This window comes from Pseudomonas arsenicoxydans (assembly GCF_900103875.1).
GTDB classification, from domain to species: domain Bacteria; phylum Pseudomonadota; class Gammaproteobacteria; order Pseudomonadales; family Pseudomonadaceae; genus Aquipseudomonas; species Aquipseudomonas arsenicoxydans.
The window spans coordinates 4059977-4085803 of the sequence record NZ_LT629705.1; the positions used below are offsets into that span (position 1 = coordinate 4059977).

The following is a 25827-nucleotide window of genomic DNA, read 5'->3' on the forward strand; positions in this document are numbered from 1 at the left end:
GCCCCCGAGGTTCTATAACAACAACAATCGGAGACCGATCTCATGAGCCAGGAACTGCGGCTTATTCGTCGCATCACGTTGAAACTGATTCCCTTCCTGATCCTGCTGTACCTGATTGCCTATGTGGATCGCTCTGCGGTCGGCTTCGCCAAGCTGCACATGGGCGCGGACATCGGCATCGGTGATGCGGCGTACGGCCTCGGTGCCGGGCTGTTCTTCATTGGCTACTTCCTGCTGGAAATCCCCAGCAACCTGATGCTCGAACGCTTCGGCGCCCGCCGTTGGTTTGCGCGGATCATGATCACCTGGGGCGCGATCACCATCGGCATGGCTTTCGTCCAGGGCCCACACAGCTTCTATGTGATGCGCTTCCTGCTCGGTGCCGCCGAGGCCGGGTTCTTCCCGGGCGTTCTCTACTACATCACCCAATGGTTTCCGGTTCGCCATCGCGGCAAGATCCTCGGGCTGTTCATCCTGTCCCAACCCATCGCGATGATGATCACCGGCCCCGTGTCCGGTGGCCTGCTTGGCATGGACGGGACCCTTGGTCTGCACGGCTGGCAGTGGTTGTTCATCGTCATTGGCACACCGGCGATTCTGCTGACCTGGCCGGTGCTGCGTTACCTGCCGGATGGCCCGCAACAGGTGAAATGGATGGACCAGGCCGAGAAGGACTGGCTGACCGGCGAACTGAAAAAAGACCTTGAGACCTACGGCCAGACTCGTCATGGCAATCCGCTGCACGCCCTGAAAGACAAACGCGTGTTGTTGCTGGCGCTGTTTTATCTGCCGGTGACGTTGAGCATTTATGGCTTGGGCTTGTGGCTGCCGACATTGATCAAACAGTTCGGCGGGACTGACCTGGTGACCGGTTTCGTGTCTTCGGTGCCGTACATCTTCGGGATCATTGGCTTGCTGATCATTCCGCGCAGTTCCGATCGTCTGAATGATCGCTACGGCCACTTGGCGGTGCTTTACGTGTTGGGCGCCATCGGCTTGTTCCTCAGCGCCTGGCTGACCTTGCCGGTGCTGCAACTGGCGGCGTTGTGCCTGGTGGCGTTCGCGCTGTTTTCCTGCACGGCGGTGTTCTGGACCTTACCGGGTCGTTTCTTTGCCGGCGCCAGTGCGGCGGCCGGGATCGCGTTGATCAATTCGGTAGGCAACCTGGGCGGCTATATCGGTCCGTTCGTGATTGGTGCGCTGAAGGAATACACCGGCAACCTGGCGTCGGGGCTGTATTTCCTGTCGGGGGTGATGGTGTTCGGGCTGGTGTTGACCGGCGTGGTTTATCGCCTGCTGGAGCGCAAGCATGTGCTGCCTGCGGACCAGTTTGCGGCCAGTGCACGAGGCGCGAGCCGTACCTGACACGAAACAGACAATCACCACCGACTCTGTGGGAGCGGGCTTGCCCGCGATGACGGCGGCACATTCACCATTGATGTGTCGGACAGATCGCAATCGCGGGCAAGCCCGCTCCCACAGGGGGCGGAGGTGTTCTGAATACACAGGAGAAAATTCATGCGTTTAGTTCAGTTCGAATTGAGTAACGGCGAGCGCCGGATCGGTGTCGTCGAGGAAGGGCAGGTGCGCGAAGTGCAGGACGCGCGCACGGTGCGCGACCTGGCGTTGGCGGCGATCGAAGCGGGCGTGAATCTTGAGCAACAGGTGAAAACCCTGGGCCTGGGCATCAGCCATGACTATGCACAACTGCTGGCCAACTTGCAGATCCTGCCGCCACTGGACCACCCGGACCCGGCGCACATGCTGGTCAGTGGCACCGGCCTGACCCATTTGGGCAGTGCCTCGGCGCGGGACAAAATGCATCAGCAGGCCGGCGATGAAGCCGCGCTGACCGACACCATGCGCATCTTCAAATGGGGCGTGGAGGGCGGTAAACCGTTGGCTGGTCAGGCCGGCGTGCAACCGGAATGGTTCTACAAGGGCGATGGCAGCATCGTCGTGCGTCCGGGAAAACCTTTCCCGCTGCCGCCCTTTGCCGAAGACGCCGGTGAAGAACCGGAAATCAGCGGTCTCTACGTCATCGGCCACGACGGCAAACCGTATCGCCTCGGTTTTGCGGTAGGCAACGAGTTTTCCGACCATGTGATGGAGCGCAAGAACTACCTTTACCTGGCGCACTCCAAATTGCGCAGTTGCAGCTATGGCCCGGAACTTCGCGTCGGCGAGCTGCCGCAGCACCTGGCCGGCACCAGCCGCATCCTGCGCGACGGTGAAGTGCTCTGGCAGAACGAGTTTCTCAGCGGCGAGGCCAACATGTGCCACAGCCTGGAAAACCTCGAGTATCACCATTTCAAGTACAGCCAGTTCCTGCGTCCGGGGGACGTACACATTCATTTCTTCGGCACCGCGACCCTGTCCTTTGCCGACGGCATTCGCACCCAACCGGGTGACGTGTTCGAGATCAGTCAGGCCGAGTTCGGCGCGCCATTGATCAACGGGATAGCACCGGTTGAAGCGGCGTTCGAGCCCGGCACCATCGGCACCCTTTAAGGAGACAGGCATGACCCAGATTCTTGGTCACAACTACATCGGCGGCCAGCGCAGCGCCGCCGGCTCGCTCAAGCTGCAGAGCCTTGATGCCAGCACCGGCGAAGCGTTGCCACACGATTTCTTCCAGGCCACGCCCGAAGAAGTCGATGCCGCCGCCAAGGCTGCCGCCGCCGCGTATCCGGCTTATCGCAGTCTGAGCGCCGAGCGTCGTGCGCAATTTCTCGATGCCGTGGCCGATGAACTCGACGCTTTGGGTGATGAGTTTGTCGCGCTGGTCTGCCGTGAAACCGCGCTGCCTGCCGGACGCATTCAAGGCGAGCGTGGTCGCACCAGCGGCCAGATGCGTCTGTTCGCCAAAGTGTTGCGCCGTGGCGATTTTTACGGTGCGCGGATCGATCAGGCATTGCCCGATCGCCAACCGCTGCCGCGTCCGGACCTGCGCCAATACCGCATTGCCTTGGGGCCGGTCGCCGTGTTTGGCGCCAGTAACTTTCCCTTGGCGTTTTCCACGGCCGGTGGCGACACCGCCTCGGCATTGGCCGCCGGTTGCCCGGTGGTTTTCAAGGCCCACAGCGGTCATATGGCCACCGCGGAACGAGTCGCTGACGCGATCATCCGCGCTGCGGAAAAAACCGGCATGCCGGCTGGCGTGTTCAACATGATCTACGGCGGCGGTGTTGGCGAAGCGCTGGTCAAGCACCCGGCCATTCAGGCGGTCGGCTTTACCGGTTCGCTCAAGGGCGGTCGCGCGCTGTGCGACATGGCCGCTGCGCGCCCACAACCGATTCCGGTGTTCGCCGAAATGTCGAGCATCAACCCGGTGATCGTCTTACCGCAGGCCCTCGCCACTCGAGCTGAAACCGTCGCCCGCGACCTGACGGCCTCCGTGGTTCAGGGGTGTGGCCAATTCTGTACCAACCCGGGATTGGTGATTGGTATTGCCTCGCCGCAGTTCACTGCGTTCGTGCAACAGGTCGCTGGGCTGATCAATGATCAACCTGCGCAAACCATGCTCAACGCCGGGACGTTAAGCAGCTACGGCAAAGGCCTGCAAAAACTCCTCGCGCACCGAGGCGTCACGCATCTGGCCGGCAGCGCGCAACAAGGTAATCAGGCCCAGCCGCAATTGTTCAAGGCCGATGTCAGCCTGTTGATCAATGGTGACGAGGTCTTGCAGGAAGAAGTCTTCGGCCCGACCACGGTGTTCGTCGAAGTCGCCGATCAAGCGCAACTCAATGCCGCGTTGAACGGCCTGCATGGGCAACTGACGGCAACGATCATTGGCGAACCTTCTGACTTCGAGCAGTTTGGCGAGCTGACGGCATTGCTCGAGCAAAAGGTCGGACGGATCTTGCTCAATGGTTATCCGACCGGGGTGGAAGTCTGCGATTCGATGGTCCACGGCGGGCCGTATCCGGCCACTTCCGATGCGCGCGGCACGTCGGTGGGCACGCTGGCGATCGACCGTTTCTTGCGTCCGGTGTGCTTCCAGAACTATCCGGACAGTCTGCTGCCGGAGGCGTTGAAGAACGCTAACCCACTGCGAATCCAGCGTCTGGTGGACGGCAAGCCATCACGCGATGCCCTCTGACAGCTAAACACCACCCCTGTGGGAGCGGGCTTGCCCGCGATGACGGACTAACTATCAACATCAATGTTGACTGTTCAATCGCTATCGCGGGCAAGCCCGCTCCCACAGTTTTAGTGTCGTCAGTGAGTTTTGTGACAGGCACGGGGCCGCTCTCACATTGAGCTATCATTGCGTCTTTCCCATTCAAAGATTGACTGCCATGACTGCCGCAACCGACACCTTGCTCGCCACCCTCGAACATTGCGATATGGTGGAAATCGACGGGCTTCACGCCTTCGAATTCTCCCTCGATGAAGACGACAATCTGCACATCGAATGCCTCGACGGCCGCGTGTCAAAACACTGGGAGTTCACCCCGGCCGAGGTCGAGGCCGCGACCTTCGATCCTACCCTGCAAAGCTGGCTGATCACCGGTACTTCCGGCGAGCACCGGTTGGTGTGCATGACCGCAATTCGCGGTGATGACGACGAGGAAGAAGCGAATGAGGATGCGTAATCTCTGGCCGCTGTTGATGGCCGGCAGCATTGGCGCAATGGGCGCTCAGGCGGCATTGGCCGAAGACTATCAATTGCTGGTCGGCTCCTACACGGCGGGGCAGAGTCAGGGCATCTATCGCCTGAAATTCGACAGCGCCACCGGGCAGATCGACCCCAAGCCGCTGCAAGTGGTCAAGAGCGACAACCCGTCCTGGCTGACCGTGTCCAAGGACCAGCGTCATCTGTTCGTGGTCAACGAAAACGGCCCGGGACAAAAAGACCCCGTCGGGCGCGTCAGCAGTTATGCGATCGATCCCAAGACCCATGCGATAAGCCTGATCAATCAGGTTCAAAGCCTGGGTAACGAGCCGACCCATTCAAGCCTCAGCGTTGATGCCAGCCATTTGTTCGTGAGCAACTATTCGGTGGTTGAGGACCCGGGTGGCACGCTGGCGGTGTTGCCGGTGGGCGCCGATAGCGCGCTCAAACCCGTGGTGCAGATGAGCAGTCATCCCTCGAGTCGGGTCAATCCCGAGCGGCAGATGTCGGCGCATGTGCATTCGACCGTCTCATCGCCCGACGGCCATTACGTGTTTTCCAATGACCTGGGGGCAGACAAGATCTTTGTCTACCGTTTCGACCCCAAGGCCAACCCGCAGCTGCCGTTGACGGCGGCCACGCCGGCGTCCGTGCAGTTGCCGGCCGGCAGTGGGCCGCGTCATTTGCTGTTCAGCGCGGATGGCAAACATGCCTGGCTGACCATGGAAATGAGTGCTCAAGTGGCTGTGTTCGATTACCGGGACGGCAAGCTTGAACAAACGCAGATGGTCGACCTCGCATCCGGCCAGCCCACATCGGACAAGGCCGCGGCGGCACTTCACGCCTCTGCCGATGGCAAGTTCCTGTACGTCAGCAACCGTGGCACCGCCAATCAGTTGCTGGTGTTCGCCATCGATCCTGCGACCGGGCATCTCAAAGAGCTGCAGCGTCGTTCGGTCGAAGGTGACCACCCGCGGGAGTTCAGTCTTGACCCCAGCGGCAAGTTCTTGCTGATTGCCAACCAGAAGAGCAACCAGATTATCGTCGTCGAACGCGATGCCAAGACCGGTCTGCTGGGTAAAACCGTACAAAAGCTGCCGATGGATGCGCCGAGTGACCTCAAGTTCCTGGTGCGTCAATAGGCCGCAGGCCCCGATTAATAGGGCCTGCATCCTTGTATCAACGACGCTGATATCTGGTAATGCTACAAAGCATTTCAAGGCGTCGTTCCTCGGAGGTTAAGTTTGCTTCACGGCCCCACCGGGCATGCAAGCCAACTGACTCCGAGGAATACCGACATGAACTTCAATCTCTTCTCCATCATCGCTGCTTCCGCCATCTCTGCCACCGTTGCTCTGCCAGCCAGCGCCAACGTTGAAATCAACGACAAAAAATCCCACACCCAGAGCTACACCCAGAAATACCTGCAACAAAGCGCCAACTTCTACGCCGCATTGGATCACAAGACCCAAGCCTGAAATTCCAGCCCTGCACCTTTTATGCAGGAGTGAAGTCACTTGCGCCGATCGAACTGAATGCTTCGAAAGACGATGAGTGATGTCGCTCCTGCATAACGCGTTTACGACAGCATCACATAGCCATCACCGCAGCGCTTGATATCACATAGCCATGCGTTTAGATTTGACGTTGTTTTTTTGACTCATACTCTAATAACAAGGATCGGCAGCATGGCGATGCGTCTGGCAGTGGTTCTTCTGTTTCTCTATTCCACCCCCCTTCTTTCGGCTGCCCAGCCCGTTCCAGACGAGCCGGATGCGGCCCGTGAGCGCTTGATGAGTTTTATTGAAGACTGAAATAGACTGGCTTAATGATCAACGAAGCTGATGGTGACTATGGATAACGCTGAGTGGTTATCACAGCTTTTTTGATCGATTCTGTGGGCTCTGAAACATGCCCACGGAGAACACCATGGCCAGCTCAATCATTACTTCTGCCAAATACGGCGCCTACCTGGCCATAGGTCTCTATGTGACCATGGTGTTGGTGGTCAGCATTTCGGCACAGTCGCAACACACCTTCGAAGCGCCGATTCAGGTCGCTTATCCCGCCATCCAGTTCGAACACCGCGCTCAAAACGTGATGATCGATCACTCAGAACTGGCGGGAGTGGCAGGGGCATGAAAGGGGGCAAACTCTGGGTCATTGCCTTCCTGGCATTCATGACCAATGGCGCTTCGCTGTTGGGGTTCGGGCAAGGTTCGGCAGGGTCCGTCGCCCGCTCGATAGAAGCCAATCACAACCTGGCGCGTAACATTGAAACGGCCAAAGCCATTGGGCTGCCGGTCGGCAATCCACCGATGAAACGCCAAGTCGATTTCTTCGGACCGTTCCACGTCGATTGCTCGGTGCTGAAGATGTGCGAAGTGTTCGCGTGAACCCTGTAGGAGCTGTCGAGTGAAACGAGGCTGCGATCTTTTGATCTTGCTTGTAAAAAACAAAGTCAAAAGATCGCAGCCTCGTTTCACTCGACAGCTCCTACACAGCTCCTACATTGACCGCGTTCTACTTTGTCATCACGGTGGTGAACAACTCTGACTCCAGAAACCGCTGCAACCAGGCCTGCAACCGCACGTAAGGCGTCTGTGCAAACCACTCGCGATCAACATGGGCGAATTGCCGTACGAACGGCATCAGGGCCACATCCGCCAGCGTCGGATGCTCGGCCAGCAAGTAATCACGCCCATCAAGCAACTCATCCAGCTTGCGCAAGAACACCTCGCCCTCAGCCCGATAAACCGTCATTGGTTGTTCGGGATAACGCTCGGCGTATTTGTAGCGATTGAGGTGCAGCTTGAACACCTGATCGTTCTCTTCGATCAGCGCGGCAGTCAGCGTTTTCCCGGCAGGATCATCCTTGAGCAACCAGTCTTGCGGATCGTTCTGCGCCAAGGCCCAGCGCATGATCGCCAGGCTTTCATCGATGACCTGGCCATCGACACTCAACACCGGCACCGTGCCCTTGGGCGATAGCGCGAGCATCTCGGCCGGTTTGGCCTTGAGGCTCACTTCGATAATGTCCAGCGCAACACCCGAGTAGCGCAGGGCCATGCGCGCACGCATGGCATAAGGGCAGCGGCGGAACGAATACAGCGTATTCATTTCACCTCCAGGGTACTCAGGCCGTTGCCTTGGCGCTGGACTTGAATCTGCACCGGAATCCGCTCATGCATTTCCTGCACATGGGAGATCACCGCGACCTTGCGGCCCTGCGCTTGCAAGCCGTCGAGGGCGTCCATGGCCAGTTGCAGGGATTCCGGATCGAGGCTGCCGAAGCCTTCGTCGATGAACAGCGACTCGATTTTCAACGTGCTGGAAGCCATCGACGCCAAACCAAGCGCCAAAGCCAACGACACCAGGAACGTCTCGCCACCCGACAATGAATGCACCGAACGCAGTTCGTCGCCCATTTCGGTGTCCATCACCAGCAATCCGAGCATGCTGCCGCCGCGTTTCAGGCGATAGCGCCGCACCAATTGACGCAACTGCACGTTGGCGTGATGCACCAGCAAATCGAGGTTGTAGGCCTGGGCGATCTTGCGGAAGGTGTCGCCAGTGGCTGAGCCGATCAACGCATTCAAACGCGCCCAGCGCTGGTACTCGGCGTAGGCGTCAGCGATCTGCTGCGCCAGGGCCTGATTGGCGTTCTGCCGACGCTGATCCTCTGCCTGTTCCGCGCGCAGTTCGGCGCAGCGGTGTTCGCTGGCTGCAAACAGGTTTTGCAGCTCGGTCAGTGCCGTTGCCAACTGCTCGGCGTCGAGATTGCCGTTGTGCTGCGCCTGATGATTGAGCAGGCGCTGATCGCGCTCCTGCACGCGCACGCTGGCTTGTTCGATGGCTTTTTCGCTTTGCTGCAATTGCTGGCGCAGTTCGCTGACCTGCTGGTCGTCGACGCTCAGCAGAGCCTCCAGACCGCCGTCATCCAGTTCTGGGTGCAAGGCTCGCCAGTCGGCGATCTTCGCGCTCAGCTCGCGGTCTTCGGTTTCCAGGGCCAGCAGGCGCTCTTGCTTGGCTTTGAGCTCGGCGGCCAGTTCGACCAGGCGCGTGCGCACGGTTTGCAGTTCCTGACTGGCCGTGACTTCGGCGTTGCGTGCCTGGTCGACGGCTTGATCGAGTTGCTGCTGCCAGTGTTCGGCGCTGCGGTGTTCGCCGAGCAGTTGCGCCAGTTGCTGCTGGCAAGCATGTTGTTGCTCGGCGAGGACGCTGAACTGCTGTTGCGCCGCGTCCAGTGCCTGGGCGCGGGCCAGTTGGCGGTCCTGTTCCTTTTCCAGCGTCTGCTGACGTTGTTGCTGTTCGCCGAGTTCATCGCGTTGCTGCTCGAGTTGTTCCAGACGCTGGGCGATCTGCCGGTCGAGCTGCATGAACGTAGCGGCCGGTTCGTGACGCAAGGCCTCCAGGGTTTCGGCCGGGAGCAGGGTGCTGAATGCGCTGAGTTCTTCATCCAGACGCTGGCGATCACTGCTCAGCTCGCGTTGCTGATTGCTCAGGTGTTGGCTCGCTTGCAGACTCGCCGCTTCGGCACTGCGCAATTGCTGCGCGAGGCGGGCGGCGTCTTGTTGCAGGGTGAGCAGCGCGGTCTGGCGTTGTTCGTCCTGGGCAATGCTCTGATTCAACTGGCTGCTTTGCTGGTTCAACCAGGCATCGCGTTTGATCGCGTCTTGCGCCAGCAACTGAGCGGATAATGGGTGCGCTTGCAGGCTCGGCGTCAGGCCTTGTTGCTGGGTGGCGAGTTGGTCCTGTTGCTGCAACAGCTCTTTCTGTTGCGCGATCAAGCCGCCGACTTCAGCGCGCAGATCGGTGAGCTTTTCTTTCAGCAGGTCAACTGCTTTTTGCGCGTTGGCCTGCTCGCTTTCATCATGACGCCCGAGGCTTTGCAGCAACGCTTCGGGTTGGTGATATGGATGCTCAGGGCTGCCGCAGACCGGGCATGGCTGATCATCCTGCAACTGTTCGCGCAGTTCTTCGACGCTGGCGCTGCGGGCCAGACGCTGGCGTTCCAGCAATTCGCGAGTGACGCTCAAGGTCTGTTCGGCGACGACCAATTCGTTCTTGGTCTTCACCCCGTCCTGTGTCAGGCGATCACGTTCCTGCTGAGCAGTGAGCTGGCGCTGCTGAAGATCTGCGCCACGCTTGTCGATCTCCTGCTGACTGGCCCACAGCCGCGTCAGCTCTTCGAACGCGCGCAATTGTTTGCGGTTGTCCTGTAACAGGTTGCCCAACAGCTGGATCTGTTCAGCCACAGCCTCGGGCTCGGCCCCGGCCTCTTTGTAGAGCACTTCCAGATTCTGTTTTTGCGTGGCCAGTTCTTCGCTGGCGCGGGCGGCACTTTGCTCCAGCGCAGCCAACTCGGCCTGGCCCTTGTTCAAGCGATTGCCGATCAACATCAGCTGTTGCAGGCGATCACGGTAGGCGTTCCACGCATCGCTCAATGGCGCCAGATGCGCGCTTTGCTCAAGCTCCCCGGCGATCCGCTGCAGACGTGCGGCCACTTGCTGTTGCTGCTCGAGCAAACCTTGAATCGTGGTTTGTCCCTGAGTGCAGGCCAGCTCCGCTTGCTGCTTGAGGTCGGCGCTGACACTGACGTCTTTGACCAGGCGGGCGAGGGCGCTTTGTGCTTCGAACGCCTGACGCAGCAACGGCGCGCTGGATGTGTGTTGGTGTTGGGCTTCGATCAGTGCCGTCTGCGCAGCGCTCAGGCTCTGTTCGAGTTGCGCCTGACGTGCGTTCAGCTCGATCTGCTGTTGAGTGTGCTGCTGAATCTGCGCCGCCAACGGTGTGAGCTGAGCGGTGAGCTCGGTCTTGCGGGCGAACTGGTGCCGTTGCGGGGCCAGTTGTTCCAGCCGCGTCAGCTTCAGGCGTTCGCCGGCCAGGCTTTCCCAATGTTGCCGGGCACTGGTCAACTGCTCGGTGGCGCTCTGTTGCTCATCCTGCAACTGACGCAAGTCCTTGAGCCAGGTGTGCTGCAATTCAAGTTGCTTGAGCTGTGCCTGCTGGGTCTTGAGCTGCTGCTGCGCTTCGTTGAAACGCTCATCGAGCTCGGCCCGGGCTTCGGGTGAAAGCGGCGTCACGCCTGTGGCTTGATCCTGCAACAGCTTGTGCGCTTCACGGGCTTCCTTGGCTTTGTCGAAGGCGCGCCGACCGAGGCGGGTGTAGAGCGCGGTGTCGGTGAGCTTTTCCAGCAGTTCGCTACGCTCGTTGTCGTTGGCCTTGAGGAAGGCACTGAACTCGCTCTGGGCCAGCAGCACGGCACGGGTGAACTGTTCGAAGTTCAGACCCAGCACGGCTTCGAGCTGGGTCTTGAACTCGACTTTCTGACTGGCCAGCAATTGATCCTGATCGATGTCGCGCAGACTCTGACGGCTGGCTTGCAGCTTGCCGCCGGCCTTTTCCCGAGCGCGATTGGCTTCCCAGCGCGCGCGGTAACGGCGGCCGTCGATCCCGACGAAATCCACTTCGGCATAACCTTCACCAGTGCCGCGACGCAGTAATGTGCGTGGGTCGCCGGTGCTGATTTCGCCATCGGCGTCCGGCGCCTTGGCAGAAACCTGGGCATTGCTCAACCGAGGTACGGCGCCAAACAGCGCCAGGCACAAGGCGTCAAGCAGCGTACTTTTACCCGCGCCGGTAGGCCCGGTGATTGCGAACAGGCCGGCGCTGGCCAGCGGTTCGGCGGTGAAGTCGATTTCAAAAGGTCCGGCCAGCGAGGCCAGGTTTTTCAGGCGGATCGCGAGAATCTTCATGGTTGTTCGCTCTCCGTCTGCACGTCTTGCAACAGCTCGGCAAAGTCCTTCAGCGTTTGCTCATCAACCTCGCTGCCGTAGTTGTCCTGCCAGGCGCGGCTGAACAATTCCTGTGGCGTCAGTTGGTCCAGTTCGATCAACGCGGTGCCGTCATCGACGCCCTCGCGACTGCCGTTGCCGGCGTATTCGGCGGCGATGCGCACCAGGCGCACGGCCTTTCCTTGCAGGGCGCTTTCCACTTGATGGCGCAAGTCGGGTTGCGGTTCGTCCAGACGCACGCGCACTTCCAGCCACGGTTGGCGCTGGATATCGGCGAGCAAATCGATGTTCGGCAGGTCAGCCAGTTGCAGCAGGATCTCCGCCAAGGGCGCCGGGCCAATGCGTTGCAGGTTCACGGCGCGGGGGATCAGCTTCGGTTCGACGCTGACCAAGGTTTCGCCATCGAGCTTCACGTCGAGAATCTGATGCTGATAACCGATTTCCGAGAACGACAGCGGAATTGGCGAGCCGCTGTAGCGAATGCGCTCTTCACCGTTCACTTTCTGCGGTTTGTGCAAATGCCCGAGGGCGACGTAGCTGATGCTCGGCCCGAACAGGCTGGCGGGTAGGGCCTCGGCGTTACCGATGATCAGGCTGCGCTCGGAGTCTTCCGACACCGAACCGCCCGCCATGTGCGCATGGCTGATAGCAATCAGCGCCTGCCCCGGCTTGCGTTTGGCATTGGCGGCTTCGATCAGCCATTCATGAACCTGACCGATACCGCGCAGGTAGTTATCGCCAAGCTGCGCACCCGTCACTTCAGCCGGGCGCAGGAAGGGCAGCGCCAGGCACCAGCCGGCAATCTCGCCGCTGGCATCTGGCAACGGCAGCAACAGCCGTTCGGCATCCAGCTGGCCGTCATCCAGCCACAACACCCGACCGAGCGCGTGAGTGCGCAAACGGCGCATCAACGGCGCTGGCAGCTCGATCCGCGAGCCGGAGTCGTGGTTGCCGGCGATGATCACAATGGTCAGCAGCGGCTGCTGCTCGTGGGCGCTGACGATGAATTCGTAGAGGCGTTCCTGGGCTTTGACCGGCGGATTGACCGTGTCGAAGATATCGCCGGCGATCAACAGCACGTCGGGCTGGTCCAGCTTCAGCTGGCGCAACAGCCATTCAAGAAAACAACCGTGCTCGAAATCGCGGTCCTGGCCGTGCAGGTTCTGCCCAAGGTGCCAGTCGGAGGTGTGAAACAGACGCAAGGCGAACTCCGTAGGAAATAAGGTAATGGCCGCGAGGAAAATGATGGCGGCGAAAGGGGAGAGAGTTTACTGGCAAACCGTCGATTGGGCGCATCAGGGCCGTTATTTTTGCCCCGACTTGAGCTGTCTGGTGATTTTTAGGTCGTCATCGCGGGCAAGCCCGCTCCCACAGGGGAATGCATTCCAAATGTGGGAGCAAGCCTGCTCGCGATGAACGGTGACGCGATCTTACTTCGGATACAACGGCGGCAACCCACTGTCACCCACTGGGTCATGAACCCGCTCGGCAATCGGGATCGCCTTGATCGCCCGCCACAAGTCTTCGCCTTGCCAGTACTGGCCGGTTTCGCTGTAGAGCGCGCCGTTCAGGCCGTCCAGTGCATCGGACAGCGGCACGAAGCGGGCGGCCATGTCGGCCAGGGTTTCCGGTTGTTGCCGGGCCCAGGCGTCGAGGGCCTGGCGGGTGGCGTGCGGGTCATTGGCTTGGCAGGCGCGCTTGAGTTCATCGAGCACCGTGCGCGGGCTTGGGCCGGCCTGCGCGGCGCGTGATATTGCCGGTTGCCAGCGCGCCCGCCACCAGAGGCCGAAGCCCAGCAGGGTGGTGCAGGCGAGGATCAGGGTGCTGAGTTTCCAGCGCCAAAGGGCTTCGCTGTCGGCCGTGGACGTGAGTTGGGCGCCGCTGGCCGGGGTGTCGACAACCAGGCTTGGGTTGTTCGCCACTTGCAGGGTTCGGGCGGGCAGGCTGCTGTGTTCCAGATGGTCTTCGAAGGTGTTCCACCAGACCACGTCCACCGCTGGCAGCTCGATGGCGCCACTGCGGCCAGGCACCAGGGCCTCGCGATCTTCACGGTGGCCGACCAAACCGCGTTCGGTGCTTTGGTTGCTCAACACCGGTTGATCCGGGTAGCGGCGCAGGCCGTTGACGTCCGTGGCGGGCAACGGCGGCAACTGCGAACTGGCCAGGCCTTCGGCCTTCATGGTCAGGCTGCGGGTCAGCGAGTCACCGACTTGCGTGTGGTCCGGTTCCGGGTTCCAGCTTTCGCTCAGGTCCAGGCTGCGCGCCGGTAGCCACGGCATGTCGGCCGGGTACGTAATGGGCTTGGCTTTCACTGTCAGCAGAATCGGCGCAGAGCTGACGCGCATCAGTTTGCCGGTTTTGGGCGTTTGGGTCGCAGCGTCCTGGGCGGGCTGGGCGTCCACCAGCGTGGCACTGAACATCTGCGCCGGGATGGTCAACTCACCGCTTAGCTGCGGATAAATCGCATAGCGCATTTCGATCACGCCATGGCGAAGACCGTTGATGGCTTTTTCGTAGGTGCGTGTCTCGCCCAACTGTTCAATGCGCGCGTCTGGAATCTGCAGCGGGGTCAGGCTGCTGTCGTCGTAAAGCGACACCGAATGGTAGATGCGCAAGGTCAGGATGGCCTGGGCCTGTACATACACACTGGTCTGGTCGAGGCTCGCATCGATGAACACCGGGGCCAGTTTGTTTGCGGTGTCCTGGGTTTCACTTTCGACCACTTGCAGGGTGATCGGCTGGCTCTGGACCTCGCCCAACTGCAACGAAGGAATCGTCACGCTGCCATTTTCCTTGGGCAGCAGGGTGATGATCCAGCGCGTGGTGGCGCGGTTATCGCCGTTGAGAGTCGTCAGTTGGTTGACCTGGCGGGTGCCGCGCACTTCGAACTGCGGCTCCAGTGGCGCCAGATCTGGCTTGCCGAACTGCGTCACGTCGTTGGATTCAAGAGTCAGTTCGACCGTCTCGCCGGAGTTCAGGCGACTGCGGTCGACACTGGCGACCAGTTCCACCGCCTGGGCCTGAACGGCACAGAACAACAGCGCGAGGATAAAAAGGGTGAAGCGGGTCATCGAGTTTTTCCCTGATCCTGATGTTGTTGCTGTTCGTACCAGAATTTACGCCTGAGCAATTCACCCGGGTCATCGGGAATTTTGCGTAGCCATTGCTCAAGCGCCTGACGCTGTTCGCCATCGATGTTGTCGTTGGCCGGGCGCAGCGGCGGCGTGGTGGTTTGCTCATCCCCCAGTTCACTGCCCGGGACTTCATTGGTGCCCGGTTTGGGCGGCGTGGTGGACGACTGATTAGTCTCCAATGCGGCTTGCTGGGCCTCGGTTTGCGGTTCGCCACTGTCCGATGGCTGCGTGGTGGTTCCCGGCGGTGGTTCTTGCGCCGCTGTGTCGGTTTGCTCGTCTGCGTTTTTGTCCGGCTCAACCGGTGGCGGAGTGTTTTTCTGCTTGAGCAGGCTTTCCACCAGGGCCTTGTTGGTCTGTGCCGGGCGCAAATCCGGTTGGCGCTCCAACGCTTGATCGTAAGCATCCAGCGCCGCTTCCAGCTCGCCGCTTCTGGCCAGGGCGTTGCCACGATTGTAGTGGGCGTGGGCGTCGTTGCCTTCGGCGAACCGCTGGGCGGCACCGGCGTAGTCGCCGGCTTCATAGAGCGCCACGCCTTGCCACTGCGGGTCTTCAAAATGCTGCGCGGCCTTCGCCGGATGGCCTTGCTTGAGCAGGTGCAAGCCGCGTTGATCGGGGCGCAGCCACAAGTCTTCAAAATCGAAGGCATAGCTCGGTTGCGGCAGCGCCAGCAACAGCGGCAGCAGGCAGAACAACCAGCCGCGGCGACCGGCGCACGCAGCGAGCAACAACAACGGTAGCAGCAACCAGTAACCCTGATCGGCCCAAGTGTCGAGGCGCAGGGTCTGGCCGTCGTTGCGCAGATTGCGTGGACCGTCGAGCAGGCCGAGCCCGCGCAGGTCGGAATCGTCAAGACGCGCCTGGTGATATCGCCCGCCAAGGTCGTTGGCAAAGGCTTTCAGGCTTGGGTTGTCCAGGCGAGGCACCAGAATCGCGCCCTGATCATCTTTGAGGAAACTGCCGTCCTCCTGCGCCACCGGCGCCCCTTCAGCAGTGCCGATGCCAAGCATCAGAAACTGTGTCGATTTGCCATCCAGCGCCTGTTGAATACCTTCGCGTTCCAGCTCGGTCAGGGTTGAGCCGATCAGCAGGATTCGGCCTTCGCCCAAATCACCCTGATGGAGCAGGGACAGGGCTTTGGTCACCGCGAGATCGGCACGATGGCCGGTCACGGGCATCAGCGAAGGCTTGAGCGCGTCCAGCAGGTTGCGGCTGGTGGAGAGGTCATCCGACAAAGGTACCAGCGTGTGGGCGCTGCCGGCATAGACGACAATGGCCGTCTGGGCGTCGCTGCGGTTTTGCAGCAGGTCCAGCAATTTCCGCCGGGCTTGCTCCAGTCGATTTGGGGCGACGTCGGTGGCGAGCATTTCCGGGGTCAGTTCAAGCACGACGACCACCGGGTCGGCGGGTTTCTGGCTGATTTGTTCGACCCGCTGCCAGCTCGGTCCCAACAGGGCCAGAACGGTCAGAACCCAGGCGATTCCCAGGGTGATCCATGGCAGTTTGCTGTCGCGACCGCTGCCACCGCTCAGCAACGCGGCGTGAAAGGCCGGTGGCAGAATCATCTGCCAGCGTCCGGCACGTTTCTGCCGATGCCAGAGCTGCCAGAGCAACCAGCCGAGAACGGGCAACAACAGCAGCCACCAAGGACGGAACCAGTACGGCCACAGCGCACTCATCGGCGCCTCCGCAGGCGCAGGCGGTTGAGCCGCTGGCGCCAGTCGGGCAATTGCGTTTGCAAAAACAGATCCTTGGTAAACAGTCGCTGCAGCGGGTTATTCGGCCAACGCTCGCGCACCACCAGCAACATGCTCAGCAGCAGCGCCAGCGCCAGGGGCCAGTGATACAACGCCTGAGCCGGGCGGGCCTGAGTCGGCTGCTGGGTCACCGGTTCGAGTTTGTCGAGGGTGTCCTTGATCGCCTGCAATTCCTTGCCGTCATGGGCGCGGAAATACTGGCCGCCCGTGGCTTGGGCGATGGCCTTCAAGGCCGGCTCGTCGAGGTCCAGGCTCGGATTGACCCCAAGAAACCCTAATGTACCGCTTTGCTCCGGGTCGGCACCGATGCCGATCGGGTAGATTTTCACGCCTTCGCTGGCCGCCAGACGTGCTGCGGTGAGCGGGTCGATTTCACCGCCATTGTTGGCGCCGTCGGTGACCAGGATCAGCACGCGGCTTTGCGCCGGACGCAGGCGCAGACGCTTGAGAGCAAGGCCGATGGCATCGCCGATGGCGGTGTTCTTGCCGGCAATGCCAATGCGCGCTTCGTCGAGCCACACGCGCACGGTGTGCCGGTCGAACGTCAGCGGCGCTTGCAGGTAAGCCTGACTGCCGAACAGGATCAGGCCGACGCGGTCGCCTTCGCGACTTTCAAGGAAGTCACCGAGCAAATGCTTGACCAGCGACAGGCGGCTGACGTCTTCGTCCTGCCACTGCATGTCGGGAAAATCCATGGAGCCGGACACGTCCACCGCCACCAGCAAATCGCGACCACTGGCCGCGATCGGCAGCGGTTCGCCCAGCCATTGCGGGCGAGCGGCAGCCATCAGCAACAACAGCCACAGCAGGATGAACGGTGCTTGCTGACGCCATGCCGGCAGGTTGGCCCGGGCGCGGCGACGGGCCAGACCCTCGAGGTCGTTGAGGAAACTGACCTTGAGCGCCGGTTCGCCGCTGTCGGCCACTGGCAGCAGGATGCGCATCAGCCAGGGCAGCGGCAGCAGGACGAAGATCCACGGCCAGGCGAACTCAAACATGTTTGCGAATCCAGGTGTCGACGGCTTGAGTCAGGCCGGCGATGGCCTTGTCGTCGAGTTTGCATTCGGGTTTGTAGGCGCCTTCGACCAGCACCATCCAGCGGGTCAGGCCGGCGGCTGGGCAGCGGTTGTCGAGGAACGCCAGCCATTTGCGCCCGTTGAGAGTGTGGCTCTGGCTGTAGGGGTAATGGTTGCGGCACAGGCGCTTGAGCAAGCCGTTGAGTTGCTGCAGCCAGGCGCCGGCCGGTGCGCCGTCATAAGGCTTGGGCATCCGCGCCAGTTCGGCCAGCGCGGCGATACGCACCGGATCCAGCGGTTGTTCGGCACGCACGACAGGGCGTTTGTTCGGAATGAAGCGCCGCGCCTTCCACAGTCCGAAACCGATCAGCGGCAGCAACAACAGCAGCAGCCACCAGCCGGGCGCGGGTGGCCAGAAATCGATGGGGGGCGGGGTGATCAGCGGTTGCAATTGATCGAGGCTGCTCATCGACCTTTCCCCGGTTTCTGTGGGTTCAAGTACTCGCGCAGCTGCTCGACCATTTCGCTCTGGGTGCTCAGCGGCATCAGCAAGACCCGCAACTTCTGCGCGAGCAGTTCCCAGCGGGCGATGCGGGCTTCGGCCTGGGCGCGGTAGGTCTGGCGCAGGTCGAAATTGAGCGTGTCAAGTTCCAGCTGCGCGCCTCGCTCGGCAAAGCGCAAAAGCCCGGCGGCGGGCAGGGCGTGGTCCAGCGGATCGGACAGCGGCAGCAGCAACAGGTCGCAATGGCGCGACAACAAACTCAGCTGCTGCTCGGAACCTTCGGTCAAGGCGCGTTCATCGCAGATCACGATCACCAGACTGCCAGGACGCAGCACTTCCCGTGCGCGACGCAGGGCCAGGTTGAGCGAATCGCGGTGCTGCTCGGTCTCGGTGTGCAGCGACTGGTTGACCCGCACCAGGCGGTTGAGCAACTGCAGCAGGCTTTGCTTGCTGCGCCGGGGTTTGATCTCGTAGTGCTCGTTGTCGCCGAATACCAGCCCGCCCACGCGGTCGTTATGGCCTAGGGCTGCCCAGCCAATCAGGCTCGCCGCTTGAGCTGCGAGCACCGATTTGAACATCAGTCCCGAGCCGAAAAACAGCCGGCGGCTTTGCTCGACCATGATGAAAATCGGCCGCTCGCGTTCTTCGTGGAACAGTTTGGTGTGCGGTTCCTGGGTCCGGGCGGTGACGCGCCAGTCGATGGTGCGCACGTCGTCGCCGGCCTGATAGACCCGCACCTGATCGAAGTCCACGCCGCGCCCGCGCAGCTTGGAGTGGTGCAGGCCGATCAGCGGGCTGCGCTGGCTCGGCGTGGAAAACAGCTGCACTTCGCGCACGCGATGGCGCATCTCGATCAGCTCGGAGAGGCTGACGCGGATGCCCGGCTCGGGCGGCAGGAGGGCGTTCATCGGGGTCAAGCGACGGCTACGACGTCGAGAATCCGCTGGACCACCCGGTCCTGGTCGATGCCAGCAGCTTCGGCTTCAAAGGAAAGAATGATGCGGTGGCGCAACACGTCGAACAACACCGCCTGGATGTCTTCCGGGCTGACGAAGTCGCGACCGGCCAGCCAGGCGTGAGCCCGGGCGCAGCGGTCGAGGGCAATCGAGCCGCGCGGACTGGCGCCGTAGGCGATCCACTCGGCCATTTCCGGGTCGAACTTGCCCGGCGTGCGCGTGGCCATGACCAGTTGCACCAGGTATTCCTCCACGGCGTCGGCCATGTACAGGCCAAGGATTTCCTTGCGGGCGGCGAAGATCGCCTGCTGGCTGACCCGGCGTTCGGGTTTGGTTTCGCCGTTCAGCGCTTCGCCACGGGCCTGTTGCAGGATCCGGCGTTCGACGGCAGCGTCCGGGAAACCGATTTTCACGTGCATCAGGAAGCGGTCGAGCTGGGCTTCGGGCAGCGGGTAGGTGCCTTCCTGCTCGATCGGGTTTTGCGTGGCCATGACCAAAAACAGCGGCGACAGCTCATACGTGCTGCGCCCGACACTGACCTGACGCTCGGCCATGGCCTCCAGCAGTGCCGATTGCACCTTGGCCGGGGCACGGTTGATTTCGTCCGCCAGCACCAGGTTGTGAAAGATCGGGCCTTGCTGGAACACGAAACTGCCGGTTTCCGGGCGATAGATTTCCGTACCGGTGATGTCGGCCGGCAGCAGGTCGGGGGTGAACTGGATGCGGTGGAACTGGGCTTCGATGCCTTCGGCGAGTTCTTTGATGGCCTTGGTCTTGGCCAGGCCAGGGGCACCTTCGACCAGCATGTGGCCGTCGGCGAGCAGGGCGATGAGCAAGCGCTCGATGAGTTTTTCCTGGCCTAGAATCTGCGTTGAAAGAAAGGTTCGCAGCGCTAGCAGCGCTTCACGATGTTCCATCGATGACTGTTCCTGGAAAGGGGGACCGAAGACGTTCGAATAACGCCAGGGCTGGGGGCGTTACTTTAATCCATCGCGGGGGGCGGCGACTAACGGCATTTTGTGCAAAGTGCGGATTAACGCTCGTTCCCCCGCCTTACGACAGATCGTTCCCGCGCTCTGCGTGGGAATGCATCATCGGACGCTCTGCGTCCAGCTTTATAGTCGTGACGCAGAGCGTGACAGGTTGCATTCCCAAGCGGAGCGTTGGAACGATCAGTGTCCGGAAGGGAGGAGTCAGCTCAGTTGGCTTATGTAGGTACCAGTGCCCTTAAGAATGTTTTGCAGTGTTTCTTCCACTTCGGCCAAATCCGCTGAGTCGGTGCTGTGCGTGATCTCCAGCGAATCATCACCATTGAGCGCATCAGCATCGCCAGCCGCGATTTCGATCAGCAGGCGGGTAGGGCTGAGGGTGACTTTCACGCCGTCCAGCGTTGAAGGCTCACCGTCGAGGGTGATTTCCAGCTCGTCCTCGTCCGGGTAACGGGTCATCAGGAACATGTCGCCCTGATCGCTGTGACAGCAGAGCATGGCCATGTTGTCTTCTTCGTCATCGCACGGGTTGACGATCAAGAGGGCGGTGGTCATTTGCATGGGTAATTCCTGGCTCGGCGAGCGTTATGAACGCAATAAAAGCCGATTCTGCCAGCCCGCGGGAATTTCTGCTCGTCTGAGTGTCAGAGGAAGTGTCGTGAACACTTGAAGTGTTGCTGGTCATTTCGAGTACGTAGGTGCCGTAAAAGCAGGCATAAAACGCCCGTTTTCCTGCACGACTGCTAGTGTTGTTCGAGGCGCATGCCGAGAGCTGCGTACCGATGACCGAATATGTCGCAGCACCGCAAGCACAGGCCTTGCCGCACTCGTTAAGCTGCGCATCGAATGGATACCTGTAAAGACATTGTGCAATTGATCGCAGAGTCGTTTTTGCAGATGCCCATTCTTGGAAGGTGAATGTGACCTGAGTGTCTCGTCCAGCTTCACCCACCTGTCACCCTGTTTCCTCTGCCCGAGAATCAGGAACAGGGTGACGGATCGCCCCGAAAGGGGTTTTGCACGCGACGCTTCCATCAATAACAAGCCCAAGCGGAGTACCACAGATGGCGTTCTTCACCGCAGCCAGCAAAGCCGACTTCCAGCACCAACTGAAAGCGGCACTGGCGCAGCACATCAGTGAACAGGCACTGCCACAAGTGGCGCTGTTCGCTGAACAATTCTTCGGCATCATTTCCCTGGACGAGCTGACCCAGCGTCGGTTGTCCGACCTCGCCGGCTGCACCCTTTCTGCGTGGCGCCTGCTTGAGCGCTTCGATCACGCGCAACCGCAAGTGCGCGTCTACAACCCTGATTACGAACGCCACGGCTGGCAGTCGACCCACACCGCGGTCGAAGTGCTGCACCACGACCTGCCATTTCTGGTGGACTCGGTGCGCACCGAGCTGAATCGTCGCGGCTACAGCATCCATACCCTGCAAACCACTGTGCTGAGCGTGCGTCGCGGCAGCAAGGGCGAGCTGCTGGAAATCCTGCCAAAAGGCACCCAGGGCGAAGGGATCTTGCAAGAATCCCTGATGTACCTGGAAATCGACCGTTGTGCCAACACGGCCGAACTGAATGTCCTGAGCAAGGAACTGGAACAGGTTCTCGGCGAAGTCCGCGTTGCGGTCGCCGATTTCGAACCGATGAAAGACAAGGTCCAGGAAATCCTGACCGGCCTGGACAACAGCAAGTTCGCGGTCGATCCGGAAGAAAAAGCCGAGATCAAAAGCTTCCTGGAATGGCTGGTGGGCAACCACTTCACCTTCCTCGGCTATGAAGAATTCGTGGTTCGCGACGAAGCCGATGGCGGCCATATCGTCTATGACCAGGATTCCTTCCTCGGTCTGACCAAGCTGCTGCGCACCGGCCTGACCTACGATGACCTGCGCATCGAAGACTATGCCGTGAACTACCTGCGCGAACCGACCCTGCTGTCGTTCGCCAAGGCCGCGCATCCGAGCCGTGTGCACCGTCCGGCTTACCCGGATTACGTGTCGATCCGTGAAATCGATGCCGACGGCAATGTCATCAAGGAATGCCGTTTCATGGGCCTGTACACCTCTTCGGTGTATGGCGAGAGCGTGCGGGTCATCCCGTACATCCGCCGCAAGGTCGAAGAAATCGAACGCCGTTCCGGCTTCCAGCCCAAGGCTCACCTGGGCAAGGAACTGGCGCAGGTGGTCGAAGTGCTGCCGCGTGATGATCTGTTCCAGACCCCGGTCGACGAGCTGTTCAGCACCGTGATGTCGATCGTGCAGATCCAGGAACGCAACAAGATCCGCGTGTTCCTGCGCAAAGACCCGTACGGCCGCTTCTGCTACTGCCTGGCTTACGTGCCACGCGACATCTACTCCACCGAAGTGCGCCAGAAGATCCAGCAAGTGCTGATGGATCGCCTGAAAGCCTCGGACTGCGAGTTCTGGACCTTCTTCTCCGAGTCCGTGCTGGCGCGCGTGCAGCTGATTCTGCGTGTCGATCCGAAGAACCGCCTGGACATCGACCCGGTTCTGCTGGAAAAAGAAGTGGTGCAAGCCTGCCGCAGCTGGCAGGACGACTACGCGAGCCTGGTCGTCGAGAGCTTCGGCGAAGCACACGGCACCAACGTGCTGGCTGACTTCCCGAAAGGCTTCCCGGCCGGTTACCGCGAGCGTTTCGCTGCCCACTCGGCCGTGGTCGACATGCAGCACCTGCTGAGCCTGAGCGAAAAAAATCCACTGGTCATGAGCTTTTATCAGCCACTGGGTCAGGTATCGGGCCAACGCGAACTGCACTGCAAGCTGTATCACGCCGATACTCCGCTGGCGTTGTCCGACGTGTTGCCGATCCTGGAAAACCTCGGTCTGCGCGTTCTGGGTGAATTCCCGTACCGCCTGCGTCACAACAACGGCCGCGAGTTCTGGATTCACGATTTCGCGTTCACCGCTGCCGAAGGCCTGGAACTCGACATCCAGCAACTCAACGACACCTTGCAGGACGCTTTCGTCCACATCGTGCGTGGCGATGCCGAGAACGATGCATTCAACCGCCTGGTACTGACCGCCGGCCTGCCGTGGCGCGACGTGGCGCTGCTGCGTGCTTATGCGCGTTACATGAAGCAGATCCGCCTTGGCTTCGACCTGGGTTATATCGCCAGCACCCTGAACAACCACACCGACATCGCTCGTGAGCTGACCCGGTTGTTCAAGACCCGTTTCTACCTGGCGCGCAAGCTGACCAGCGACGATCTGGAAGACAAGCAGCAGCGTCTGGAACAGGCGATTCTGACGGCACTGGACGACGTTCAGGTGTTGAACGAAGACCGCATCCTGCGTCGCTACCTGGACCTGATCAAGGCGACCCTGCGCACCAACTTCTACCAGACCGACTCCCACGGTCAGAACAAGTCCTACTTCAGCTTCAAGTTCAATCCGCACCAGATCCCTGAGCTGCCGAAGCCAGTACCGAAGTTCGAAATCTTCGTTTACTCGCCTCGCGTCGAAGGCGTGCACCTGCGCTTCGGCAACGTTGCTCGCGGTGGTCTGCGCTGGTCCGACCGCGAAGAAGACTACCGCACCGAAGTCCTGGGCCTGGTAAAAGCCCAGCAAGTGAAGAACTCGGTCATCGTGCCCGTCGGCGCGAAGGGCGGCTTCCTGCCGCGTCGCCTGCCACTGGGCGGCAGTCGTGACGAGATCGCGGCCGAGGGCATCGCCTGCTACCGCATCTTCATCTCGGGCCTGTTGGACATCACCGACAACCTGAAGGACGGCGCTCTGGTGCCGCCGGCCAACGTCGTGCGTCATGACGACGATGACCCGTACCTGGTAGTGGCCGCGGACAAGGGCACTGCAACCTTCTCCGACATCGCCAACGGCATCGCCATCGACTACGGCTTCTGGCTGGGTGACGCGTTCGCGTCCGGTGGTTCGGCCGGTTACGACCACAAGAAGATGGGCATCACCGCCAAGGGCGCGTGGGTCGGCGTTCAACGCCACTTCCGTGAACGCGGCATCAATGTCCAGAAAGACAGCATTACCGTAGTCGGCGTCGGCGACATGGCCGGTGACGTGTTCGGTAACGGTTTGTTGATGTCCGACAAGCTGCAACTGGTCGCAGCCTTCAACCACCTGCACATCTTCATCGACCCGAACCCGGAGCCTGCCAACAGCTTCGCCGAGCGTCAGCGCCTGTTCGACCTGCCTCGTTCGGCCTGGTCGGATTACGACACCAGCATCATGTCCGAAGGCGGCGGGATCTTCTCCCGTAGCGCGAAAAGCATCGCGATTTCCCCGCAGATGAAAGAGCGCTTCGACATTCAGGCCGACAAGCTGACCCCGACCGAACTGCTGAACGCCTTGCTCAAGGCGCCAGTGGACCTGTTGTGGAACGGCGGTATCGGCACTTACGTCAAAGCCAGCACCGAAAGCCACGCCGATGTCGGCGACAAGGCCAACGATGCTCTGCGCGTGAACGGCAACGAACTGCGCTGCAAAGTCGTGGGCGAGGGCGGTAACCTCGGTATGACCCAACTGGGTCGTGTCGAATTCGGCCTCAATGGCGGCGGTTCCAACACCGACTTCATCGACAACGCCGGTGGCGTGGACTGCTCCGACCACGAAGTGAACATCAAGATCCTGCTGAACGAAGTGGTTCACGCCGGCGACATGACCGACAAGCAACGTAACCAGTTGCTGGCGAGCATGACCGACGAAGTGGGCAACCTGGTGCTCGGCAACAACTACAAGCAGACCCAAGCGCTGTCGCTGGCTGCCCGTCGTGCCTTGCCGCGTATTGCTGAATACAAGCGTCTGATGAACGATCTGGAAGGCCGCGGCAAGCTGGATCGCGCCATCGAGTTCCTGCCGGCTGAAGAAGCGATCAACGAGCGTGTTGCGGCAGGCCACGGCCTGACCCGTGCCGAGCTGTCGGTGTTGATCTCCTACAGCAAGATCGACCTCAAGGAAGCGCTGCTCAACTCCCTGGTGCCGGACGACGACTACCTGACGCGCGACATGGAAACCGCTTTCCCGCCGAGTCTGGTGAGCAAGTTCTCCGACGCCATGCGCCGTCACCGTCTGAAGCGTGAAATCGTCAGCACCCAGATCGCCAACGATCTGGTGAACCACATGGGCATCACCTTCGTTCAACGACTCAAAGAGTCGACCGGCATGAGCCCGGCGAATGTTGCGGGTGCGTATGTAATAGTTCGGGATATCTTCCACCTCCCGCACTGGTTCCGGCAGATAGAAGCCCTGGACTATCAGGTTTCGGCCGACGTGCAACTGGAGCTGATGGACGAGCTGATGCGTCTGGGCCGCCGCGCTACGCGCTGGTTCCTGCGCAGCCGCCGTAACGAGCAGAATGCTGCCCGTGACGTCGCACACTTCGGTCCACACCTGGCAGCGCTGGGCCTCAAACTCGACGAACTGCTGGAAGGCCCGACCCGCGAAGGCTGGCAGACCCGCTATCAGGCTTACGTCGCCGCTGGCGTCCCTGAGTTGCTGGCGCGCATGGTTGCAGGCACTACCCACCTGTACACCTTGCTGCCGATCATCGAAGCCTCCGACGTGACCGGCCAGAACGCAGCAGACGTCGCGAAGGCTTACTTCGCCGTGGGCAGCGCGCTGGACATCACCTGGTACCTGCAACAGATCAGCGCTCTGCCGGTTGAAAACAACTGGCAAGCCCTGGCCCGTGAAGCGTTCCGCGATGACGTCGACTGGCAACAGCGTGCGATCACCATCTCCGTCCTGCAACAGGGCGACGGCACTCAGGACGTGGAAACCCGTCTGGCGCTGTGGATGGAAGAGCACGAAGGCATGATCGAACGCTGGCGCGCCATGCTGGTGGAAATCCGTGCCGCCAGCGGCACTGACTACGCCATGTACGCGGTCGCCAACCGTGAGCTGCTGGATCTGGCGTTGAGCGGGCAAGCAGTGGTGACGGCCGCTGCGCCTGTCAGCGCTGACGAGCTGGAGCCTGCGGCCTGATATCAGCCGCTGAATGAAAAAGCCCCGCATTGAGAGATGCGGGGCTTTTTTTTGTCTGGCGGTTTTGTGTTGTCAGTTAGGGCCCCTCCGAG

At 60.9% G+C, this 25827-nt stretch carries 20 protein-coding genes; 10 read left to right on the plus strand and 10 right to left on the minus strand.

Annotated elements, in window-relative coordinates:
* Positions 1-42 precede the first annotated feature (42 nt).
* The 9 genes from BLQ41_RS19075 (at position 43) to BLQ41_RS19110 (ending at position 7014) form a co-directional block, all read left to right on the plus strand.
* On the plus strand, positions 43-1365 hold the full coding sequence (locus BLQ41_RS19075; protein ID WP_090183263.1) for an MFS transporter: 1323 nt from the start codon (positions 43-45) through the stop codon (positions 1363-1365).
* Positions 1366-1518: 153 nt separating this feature from the next.
* A complete protein-coding gene (gene araD1, locus BLQ41_RS19080; protein ID WP_090183264.1) occupies positions 1519-2511 on the plus strand; it encodes an AraD1 family protein in 993 nt (330 codons plus the stop codon).
* Positions 2512-2521: 10 nt separating this feature from the next.
* Positions 2522-4102, plus strand: coding sequence for an aldehyde dehydrogenase (NADP(+)) (locus tag BLQ41_RS19085; RefSeq protein WP_090183266.1), 1581 nt, complete (start codon positions 2522-2524; stop codon positions 4100-4102).
* Between the two features lie 199 nt (positions 4103-4301).
* Positions 4302-4598, plus strand: coding sequence for a DUF5629 family protein (locus tag BLQ41_RS19090; RefSeq protein WP_090183268.1), 297 nt, complete (start codon positions 4302-4304; stop codon positions 4596-4598).
* Positions 4585-5760: a lactonase family protein gene (locus BLQ41_RS19095; protein ID WP_090183269.1), complete on the plus strand. Its 1176-nt coding sequence runs from the start codon at positions 4585-4587 to the stop codon at positions 5758-5760. The genes BLQ41_RS19090 and BLQ41_RS19095 overlap by 14 nt, the downstream gene beginning before the upstream one ends.
* 156 nt (positions 5761-5916) lie before the next feature.
* Positions 5917-6096: a hypothetical protein gene (locus tag BLQ41_RS19100; protein ID WP_090183271.1), complete on the plus strand. Its 180-nt coding sequence runs from the start codon at positions 5917-5919 to the stop codon at positions 6094-6096.
* 210 nt (positions 6097-6306) lie between these two features.
* Positions 6307-6432: a hypothetical protein gene (locus BLQ41_RS31155; RefSeq protein ID WP_269458060.1), complete on the plus strand. Its 126-nt coding sequence runs from the start codon at positions 6307-6309 to the stop codon at positions 6430-6432.
* 115 nt (positions 6433-6547) lie between these two features.
* Positions 6548-6760: a hypothetical protein gene (locus BLQ41_RS19105; protein WP_090183273.1), complete on the plus strand. Its 213-nt coding sequence runs from the start codon at positions 6548-6550 to the stop codon at positions 6758-6760.
* On the plus strand, positions 6757-7014 hold the full coding sequence (locus tag BLQ41_RS19110) for a hypothetical protein (RefSeq protein ID WP_090183274.1): 258 nt from the start codon (positions 6757-6759) through the stop codon (positions 7012-7014). Before BLQ41_RS19105 ends, BLQ41_RS19110 begins: the two co-directional genes overlap by 4 nt.
* Positions 7015-7141: 127 nt before the next feature.
* Here the strand turns inward: BLQ41_RS19110 and BLQ41_RS19115 are convergent, their stop codons facing one another.
* The 10 genes from BLQ41_RS19115 to BLQ41_RS19160 all read right to left on the minus strand — a co-directional run bounded on the left by BLQ41_RS19115 (position 7142) and on the right by BLQ41_RS19160 (position 20327).
* Complete coding sequence (locus BLQ41_RS19115; protein ID WP_090183276.1) at positions 7142-7738, minus strand: glutathione S-transferase; 597 nt, start codon at positions 7736-7738, stop codon at positions 7142-7144.
* Positions 7735-11376, minus strand: coding sequence for an AAA family ATPase (locus BLQ41_RS19120; RefSeq protein ID WP_090183277.1), 3642 nt, complete (start codon positions 11374-11376; stop codon positions 7735-7737). The genes BLQ41_RS19115 and BLQ41_RS19120 overlap by 4 nt, the downstream gene beginning before the upstream one ends.
* Entirely contained in the window at positions 11373-12617 is a 1245-nt protein-coding gene (locus BLQ41_RS19125) for an exonuclease SbcCD subunit D C-terminal domain-containing protein (protein WP_090183279.1), read from the minus strand. The genes BLQ41_RS19120 and BLQ41_RS19125 overlap by 4 nt, the downstream gene beginning before the upstream one ends.
* Positions 12618-12845: 228 nt before the next feature.
* Positions 12846-14486: a BatD family protein gene (locus BLQ41_RS19130; RefSeq protein WP_090183280.1), complete on the minus strand. Its 1641-nt coding sequence runs from the start codon at positions 14484-14486 to the stop codon at positions 12846-12848.
* On the minus strand, positions 14483-16225 hold the full coding sequence (locus BLQ41_RS19135; RefSeq protein WP_090183282.1) for a vWA domain-containing protein: 1743 nt from the start codon (positions 16223-16225) through the stop codon (positions 14483-14485). The genes BLQ41_RS19130 and BLQ41_RS19135 overlap by 4 nt, the downstream gene beginning before the upstream one ends.
* Positions 16222-17301 (minus strand): vWA domain-containing protein, encoded by a 1080-nt coding sequence (locus BLQ41_RS19140; RefSeq protein WP_090183283.1) that lies wholly within the window; start codon positions 17299-17301, stop codon positions 16222-16224. The genes BLQ41_RS19135 and BLQ41_RS19140 overlap by 4 nt, the downstream gene beginning before the upstream one ends.
* Complete coding sequence (locus BLQ41_RS19145; protein WP_090183285.1) at positions 17294-17788, minus strand: DUF4381 domain-containing protein; 495 nt, start codon at positions 17786-17788, stop codon at positions 17294-17296. Before BLQ41_RS19145 ends, BLQ41_RS19140 begins: the two co-directional genes overlap by 8 nt.
* Positions 17785-18729: a DUF58 domain-containing protein gene (locus BLQ41_RS19150; protein WP_090183286.1), complete on the minus strand. Its 945-nt coding sequence runs from the start codon at positions 18727-18729 to the stop codon at positions 17785-17787. The genes BLQ41_RS19145 and BLQ41_RS19150 overlap by 4 nt, the downstream gene beginning before the upstream one ends.
* Before the next feature lie 5 nt (positions 18730-18734).
* Entirely contained in the window at positions 18735-19694 is a 960-nt protein-coding gene (locus BLQ41_RS19155) for an AAA family ATPase (protein WP_020800601.1), read from the minus strand.
* Positions 19695-19970: 276 nt separating this feature from the next.
* Positions 19971-20327, minus strand: coding sequence for a hypothetical protein (locus BLQ41_RS19160; RefSeq protein WP_090183288.1), 357 nt, complete (start codon positions 20325-20327; stop codon positions 19971-19973).
* A 503-nt stretch (positions 20328-20830) separates the two neighbouring features.
* Here BLQ41_RS19160 and BLQ41_RS19165 point away from each other — a divergent pair.
* Positions 20831-25735, plus strand: a complete 4905-nt coding sequence (locus BLQ41_RS19165) for an NAD-glutamate dehydrogenase (protein WP_090183289.1) — start codon at positions 20831-20833, stop codon at positions 25733-25735.
* Positions 25736-25827 lie beyond the last annotated feature (92 nt).